Here is a 7,477-nt window from a genome sequence, read left to right as displayed (position 1 = left end):
CAGGTCAATATTCCTGCACCGACGTGAAATGCGATGGGGGGACGGATCGCGGAAGGTTGTCCGGGTGTTGGAAGTCCCGGTCGCTGCATTGGAGAAGGCACTTTGGCAAATCCGGGTGCGCAATTCAAGGGTGTGGCGCGAGCTCCTTCGGGAGCGAAGCAACTGGAAGGGGTTCCAGGAAAAGCCTCTAAGCTTCAGTTTCACGTTGACCGTACCGCAAACCGACACAGGTGGGCGAGATGAGTATTCTAAGGCGCTTGAGAGAACTCGGGAGAAGGAACTCGGCAAATTGGTACCGTAACTTCGGGATAAGGTACGCCCCTGTAGCTTGACTGGCCTGCGCCAGGAGGGTGAAGGGGTTGCAATAAACTGGTGGCTGCGACTGTTTAATAAAAACACAGCACTCTGCAAACACGAAAGTGGACGTATAGGGTGTGACGCCTGCCCGGTGCCGGAAGATTAAATGATGGGGTGCAAGCTCTTGATTGAAGTCCCGGTAAACGGCGGCCGTAACTATAACGGTCCTAAGGTAGCGAAATTCCTTGTCGGGTAAGTTCCGACCTGCACGAATGGCGTAACGATGGCCACACTGTCTCCTCCCGAGACTCAGCGAAGTTGAAGTGTTTGTGATGATGCAATCTCCCCGCGGCTAGACGGAAAGACCCCATGAACCTTTACTGCAGCTTTGCATTGGACTTTGAACCGGTCTGTGTAGGATAGGTGGGAGGCTTTGAAGCGTGGACGCCAGTCTGCGTGGAGCCGTCCTTGAAATACCACCCTGGTTTGTTTGAGGTTCTAACCTTGGCCCGTTATCCGGGTCGGGGACAGTGCATGGCAGGCAGTTTGACTGGGGCGGTCTCCTCCCAAAGTGTAACGGAGGAGTACGAAGGTACGCTAGGTACGGTCGGAAATCGTGCTGATAGTGCAATGGCATAAGCGTGCTTAACTGCGAGACCGACAAGTCGAGCAGGTGCGAAAGCAGGTCATAGTGATCCGGTGGTTCTGTATGGAAGGGCCATCGCTCAACGGATAAAAGGTACTCTGGGGATAACAGGCTGATACCGCCCAAGAGTTCATATCGACGGCGGTGTTTGGCACCTCGATGTCGGCTCATCTCATCCTGGGGCTGTAGCCGGTCCCAAGGGTATGGCTGTTCGCCATTTAAAGAGGTACGTGAGCTGGGTTTAAAACGTCGTGAGACAGTTTGGTCCCTATCTGCCGTGGGCGCTGGATATTTGAAGGGGGCTGCTCCTAGTACGAGAGGACCGGAGTGGACGAACCTCTGGTGTACCGGTTGTCACGCCAGTGGCATCGCCGGGTAGCTATGTTCGGAAGAGATAACCGCTGAAAGCATCTAAGCGGGAAACTCGCCTTAAGATGAGATATCCCCGGGGCTTCGAGCCCCTTGAAGGGTCGTTCAAGACCAGGACGTTGATAGGTCAGGTGTGGAAGCGCAGTAATGCGTTAAGCTAACTGATACTAATTGCCCGTAAGGCTTGATCCTATAACAGGTGTGTTTTACGTCATGAGTTAGTGCTTCAGCACTTACTCAGGACCACCCCCGAACGGGGGCAAGACACCACCGGTTGAGATCAGTGTTGTGCACGATACGCACAACCCCAAACGAGAGGCTTCCTCTCAACTACTTCTTCCAGATTGGCTGTAGCGCCCTCAAAGGCGACACAGCAACAAGTCATGCCTGATGACCATAGCGTGTCGGTACCACCCCTTCCCATCCCGAACAGGACCGTGAAACGACTCCACGCCGATGATAGTGCGGATTGCCCGTGTGAAAGTAGGTAATCGTCAGGCTCCTCATGCTGCAAGACAAGACCCCGCCCTCAACCAGCGGGGTCTTGGCGTTTACCGCACCGGTTTAGTAGCGTACAAGCCGTACGCGTCTCATGCCTTGCCGGACGACGCCCCCCAGTACTTCACCCCGGGGGCGGCCACCGCCCCAGCTTGTTGTTCACTCACCTCGTTACGCACGAAGATGAAATACGCTGCATAGCGTGAACTCTTTCCCGACGACCCTTCCAAACCCCTCAGTAGGCCACCGAGAATAATCGTCATCGCATAAAGCTACCGCTGCGACAAAAACTGCTGCGCCAGCCGAACCCAATACGTTGCACCGATAGGCAACAGCTCGTCATTGAAGTCATAGCTGGCGTTGTGCAGCATGCATGGTCCCGCTCCGTGGCCGGCATCGCGGTGACCGCCTTCGCCGTTGCCGAGGAACGCGTAGCAACCCGGCTTCGCCAGCAGCATGAACGAGAAGTCTTCCGCACCCATCGTCGGTTCGACGGCATCGTCGACGTTCTCCGCGCCGACGATCTCCTTCATCACCGCCGCTGCGAAGCGCGTCTCCTCGCCGCTATTGATTGTCGGCGGATAGTTTCGGTGGAACGTCAGTTTCGCCGAGCAATCGTATGCCTCCGCGGTCGTCTCCGCGATCTTGCGCATGCGTGTCTCGATCAGATCGAGCGTCGCCGTCGTAAACGTACGCACGGTTCCCGCGATCCATGCATCGTTAGGAACGACGTTCACTGCATCGCCGGCGTGGATCTGGGTAATGGACAGCACCGCCGTATCGAGGGGTTTCTTGTTGCGGGTGATGATGCCTTGCAGGCCGTTGGCGATCTGTACTGCGGTAAATACTGGATCGTTCCCGTTATGCGGCATCGCCGCGTGCGCCCCCGTACCCTTGATCTCGATCCGGAATTCATTGCTCGAGGCCATGATCGGGCCTTCCGTCACACCGAACTGACCGGCAGGCATGCCGGGCCAGTTGTGAATGCCGAATACGGCATCGACAGGGAATTTCGTAAACAGACCATCGTCGATCATCGCCTGCGCGCCGGCCCCACCTTCTTCCGCCGGTTGAAAAATGAACACGATCGTCCCATCGAACTCCCCGTGTTTCACGAGGTGCCGCGCCGCACCGAGTAGCATCGCGGTATGTCCATCGTGTCCGCACGCATGCATTTTCCCGTCATTGCGTGAACGATGATCGAAGGTGTTGAGTTCCTGGATCGGGAGCGCGTCCATGTCGGCGCGAAGACCGATCGACCGCGTGCTGCTACCGCGCTTCAGGATGCCGACCACTCCAGTCTTACCCATGCCTCGATGCACTTCGATCCCCCAGTCGGCCAGTGTTTTCGCAACAAGGTCGGCCGTCTGGGTTTCTTCGTAACGAAGTTCGGGATGTGCGTGAATCGTTCGTCGCAGGGTCTGGATTTCGCCGCTCGCGGCCTGAATTTCGGGGATCAGTTTCATGATGGAATCGGGCTTCGATGTACGTGATGTCGTCCGAAGCCACTTGCGTGCTTCGAACATCGAGGCGATCCATTCTACGCCCACCGGAATTTTTGGCGGCACGGCACGGGCTGGCCAGCCGCGGACGTAATAAAATCAACGCTATTCCGCTCAGCAACGACCACCGCCCATGAACGCCCCCGCCGAATTCGCCCGCGCCGTCTGTCCGCACGATTGCCCGGACACCTGCGCCATGCGCGTGACCGTCGAAGATGGACGGGCCATCAAAGTCACCGGAGACCCCGATCACCCGCCCACCCAGGGCGTTCTCTGCACGAAGGTGAGTCGTTACGCGGAGCGCGTACATCATCCGGAGCGTTTGACGACGCCGATGAAGCGCGTCGGCAGAAAGGGCGAAGGCCGCTTCGAGCCCATCACCTGGAGCGAGGCGCTCGAGATTGCGGCAACGCGCCTGTCGGAGATCGCAAGTCGCGCACCCGAGGCGATCATGCCGTACAGCTATGCCGGCACTATGGGGCTCGTGCAAAGCGAAAGCATCGCCCAGCGATTTTTCCATGCAATCGGAGCGTCGCAGCTGGACCGCACGATCTGCGCCGCAGCTGGCGCGGCCGGGCTCAAATACACCTATGGTGCGAGCCTCGGCATGCTGACCGAGTTCTTCGAAGAGAGCGAAGTCATTCTGATCTGGGGTGCCAACCCGATCGCATCAAACCTGCACTTCTGGACACGCGTTCAGGAGGCGAAACGTCGCGGCGCGAAGCTGATCGCGATCGACCCCTATCGCTCGCTGACCGCCGAAAAGTGCCACCAGCACATTGCGCTGAAGCCGGGCACCGACGGTGCGCTCGCGCTCGGCATGATGCATGTGCTGATCTCGGACAACCTGCTCGACCTGGCGTATATCGCCGACCACACGGTAGGTTTCGACGAGCTCAAAGCACGCGCGCTGACCTATCCACCTGCGCGCGTCGCGCAGATCTGCGGTATCGACGAGCAGGTCGTCGTCGATCTGGCGCGTCTGTACGGCAGTACCCGCAAGGCATCGATCCGTCTGAACTACGGCATGCAGCGCGTGCGCGGCGGGGGCAACGCGACGCGGGCCATCGCGTGTCTGCCGTCGTTGACCGGTGCGTGGCGAGATCGGGCGGGCGGCCTGCTGCTGTCGTCGTCGGGCTGGGCGCCGGTCGATTCGCACGCGCTCGGGCGCCCCGATCTGATACCGGGCTGGCCGCAGCGTCAGCCGCGCGTCATCAATATGAACGAAATCGGCAATGCGCTGCTGCATCCGGGCGATGCTACGTTCGGGCCGCAGGTCGAGGCCGTCATTGTCTATAACTCGAACCCGGTGGCCGTCGCGCCCGATTCAGAGCGAGTCGCGGCCGGCTTCGCGCGTGAGGACCTCTTCACGATCGTGCTTGAGCATTTCCGCACCGACACCGCTGATTTCGCCGATCTGCTTCTCCCAGCGACAACGCAACTCGAGCATCTCGATGTGCACAAATCCTACGGACACACCCACGTGATGGTGAATCTGCCCGCGATCGCGCCGGTTGGCGACGCACGGCCGAACACGGAGATCTTTCGGGGTATAGCGCGGGCGATGGGACTGCAAGAACCGGCGTTGTTCGAGAGTGACGAGACAGTTGCGGCGAATGCGCTACGCTGGAGCGATCCGGCGCTTGCCGGAACCGACTGGGAAACCCTAAAACAGACAGGCTGGGCCCGCCTGAATCTGCCGGACGCACCGTTTGCGAACGGCGGCTTCCGCACTCCGTCCGGCAAGTGCGAGTTCTCGAGTCAGCGCCTCGCGCAGCAAGGGCTCGATCCGTTGCCGGATTACCTGCCGCCGTATGAATCGGCGGAAGGTTCGCCGGAGCTCGTCGAACGCTATCCGCTGGCGATGATTTCGCCGCCCGCCCGCAACTTTCTGAACAGTACCTTCGTCAATGTCACGAGCCTGCGGTCGACCGAGGGTCATCCGCATCTCGACATCCATCCTTCAGACGCGCAACTCCGCGGAATCACAGATGGCGATCAGGTGCGTATCTTCAACGACCGCGGTTCGATGCAAGCGCGCGCTCGCGTGACGGACAAGGCGAGGGAAGGGCTCGTAGTCGGATTGTCGATCTGGTGGAAAAAGCTCTCGCCGGACGGCCGCAACGCCAATCAGGTCACGAGCCAGCGGCTCACCGACCTGGGTGGTTCCGCAACCTTCTATGACTGTCTTGTCGAAGTCGAGCGAGTCTAACGGCTGCCGGAAACGTCCTTCAATGGGCTTCTATCCCCCGTTATTTGTGAAAAAATCGCCTTGTTGTTCGAGGGCGTCGTCTAACCATGCCGCTTTTCGCGCTTTGCCGTTGGACCTGCATGCTACGATGCACTTTTTAGCACGATCATTCGAAAATATAGAGGGAGACGCCGCGTGGAAAAAATCTGGCTGAAGTCTTATCCGTCTGGCGTTCCAGCTGAGATCGATCCGACCCAGTACGCATCGATTGCCGATCTGTTCGAGGAAAGTTTTCACAAATATCGCGCGAAGCCGGCGTTCGCGTGCATGGGCAAAGAGATTACCTACGGCGAACTCGACACGCTTTCCGCGAAGCTCGGCGGATGGTTGCAGTCGAAAGGAATCGCGCGTGGCGCCCGCGTTGCGATCATGATGCCGAACGTGTTGCAGTACCCGGTCGCATTGGCCGCGATTCTGCGCGCAGGGTATGTCGTCGTGAACGTGAACCCGCTGTACACGCCACGTGAACTCGAACATCAACTGAAGGACAGCGGCGCCGAAGCGATCATCCTGCTTGAGAATTTCGCAGTGACGCTGCAGGCGGTTGTCGCCAACACCTCCATCAAGCACATCGTGGTTGCGTCGCTTGGCGATCTGCTGGGACCGAAGGGGCTCATCGTCAACTTCGTGGTCCGCCGGGTCAAAAAGATGGTGCCCGCCTGGAATCTGCCGGGGCACGTCAAATTCAACGATGCGCTCGCCGAAGGCGCGCGCCGCTCATTCAGCCCGGTCAAGCAAGGCCCCGACGATATCGCTTTTCTGCAGTACACGGGCGGCACGACCGGGGTGGCGAAGGGTGCCACGCTGCTGCATAGAAACCTGATCGCCAATGTGCTGCAGTCGGAAGCCTGGCTCCAGCCGGCGCGCGCGAAGCGGCCCGATATCGACCAGTTCATCACGGTCGTGGCACTGCCGCTGTATCACGTGTTTGCGCTGACGGTTTGCGGCCTGTTGACCATTCGCACCGGCGGCCTCGGCGTGTTGATTCCGAATCCGCGCGACATCGCGGGCATGATCAAGTCGCTGCAAGGCTATCCGATCACGACGATACCGGCGGTGAACACGCTGTATAACGCGATGCTCAATCACCCCGATTTCGACAAGCTCGATTTCTCGAATCTGCTGGTCGCGAACGGTGGCGGGATGGCGGTTCAGGAGGCGGTCGCGAAGCGCTGGTTCGAGAGAACGAACGCGCCGATCATCGAGGGCTATGGCCTTTCGGAGACCTCGCCCTGCGCGACCTGCAACCCGTCGAACACAGCGGAGTACAGCGGGACGATCGGACTGCCGATGCCGTCCACGGAGATTTCGATCCGCGATGACGAGGGCAACGAAGTACCGCTCGGCCAGCCAGGCGAAGTCTGCATTCGCGGGCCGCAGGTGATGGCCGGCTACTGGAATCGCCCCGACGAAACCGCCAAGGTCATGACGGCCGATGGCTTCTTCAAGTCGGGAGACGTAGGTTTCATGAACGAACGCGGTTACACGAAGATCATCGACCGCAAGAAGGACATGATCCTGGTGTCGGGCTTCAACGTGTATCCGAACGAGATCGAAGACGTGGTGGCCAAGCATCCTGGCGTGTTCGAAGTAGCGGCCGTTGGTGTGCCGGACGAGCATTCGGGCGAGGCGGTCAAGCTGTTCGTGGTGAAGAAGGATCCGGCGCTCACCGACGCGGTGCTGTTCGCGTACTGCAAGGAGCAACTGACCGGGTACAAGCGGCCGAGAATCATCGAGTTCCGCACCGAGCTGCCGAAGAGCAATGTGGGCAAGATCCTGCGTCGGGAATTGCGCGACGGGCGCGCGTAACAGTATGTAGTCGGGCGCCGAACAACGTTACGGCGAGCGCGAAGGTGCGATCGAGTAGGTCGCACATGACGCGAAGACAACTGGATCTGCAAGATCAAACGGCCT

At 59.4% G+C, this 7,477-nt stretch carries 3 protein-coding genes and 2 rRNA genes (1 of these 5 running past the window's edge); 4 read left to right on the top strand and 1 reads right to left on the bottom strand.

Annotated elements, in window-relative coordinates; all coding sequences use genetic code 11:
- Together FNZ07_RS30965 and rrf are read left to right on the top strand one after the other, a co-directional pair.
- Positions 1-1,504, top strand: a 23S ribosomal RNA gene (locus FNZ07_RS30965); it begins 1,377 nt to the left of the window's first position.
- Between the two features lie 194 nt (positions 1,505-1,698).
- Positions 1,699-1,812, top strand: a 5S ribosomal RNA gene (gene rrf, locus FNZ07_RS30960).
- A 270-nt stretch (positions 1,813-2,082) separates the two neighbouring features.
- Here rrf and FNZ07_RS30955 read toward each other — a convergent pair.
- A complete protein-coding gene (locus tag FNZ07_RS30955) occupies positions 2,083-3,276 on the bottom strand; it encodes a M20 aminoacylase family protein (RefSeq protein WP_091011615.1) in 1,194 nt (397 codons plus the stop codon).
- 169 nt (positions 3,277-3,445) lie between these two features.
- On the opposite strand from FNZ07_RS30955, the gene FNZ07_RS30950 reads away from it, so the two are divergent.
- Together FNZ07_RS30950 and FNZ07_RS30945 are read left to right on the top strand one after the other, a co-directional pair.
- Positions 3,446-5,524, top strand: coding sequence for a molybdopterin-containing oxidoreductase family protein (locus FNZ07_RS30950; protein WP_091010946.1), 2,079 nt, complete (start codon positions 3,446-3,448; stop codon positions 5,522-5,524).
- A 174-nt stretch (positions 5,525-5,698) separates the two neighbouring features.
- Entirely contained in the window at positions 5,699-7,372 is a 1,674-nt protein-coding gene (locus FNZ07_RS30945) for a long-chain fatty acid--CoA ligase (protein ID WP_091010947.1), read from the top strand.
- The last annotated feature ends 105 nt before the right edge of the window (positions 7,373-7,477 follow it).

The organism is Paraburkholderia megapolitana (genome assembly GCF_007556815.1).
Classification (GTDB): Bacteria; Pseudomonadota; Gammaproteobacteria; order Burkholderiales; family Burkholderiaceae; genus Paraburkholderia; species Paraburkholderia megapolitana.
The sequence above is the reverse complement of the archived record's forward strand: the minus strand, read 5'-3'. Positions and strand labels throughout refer to the sequence as shown.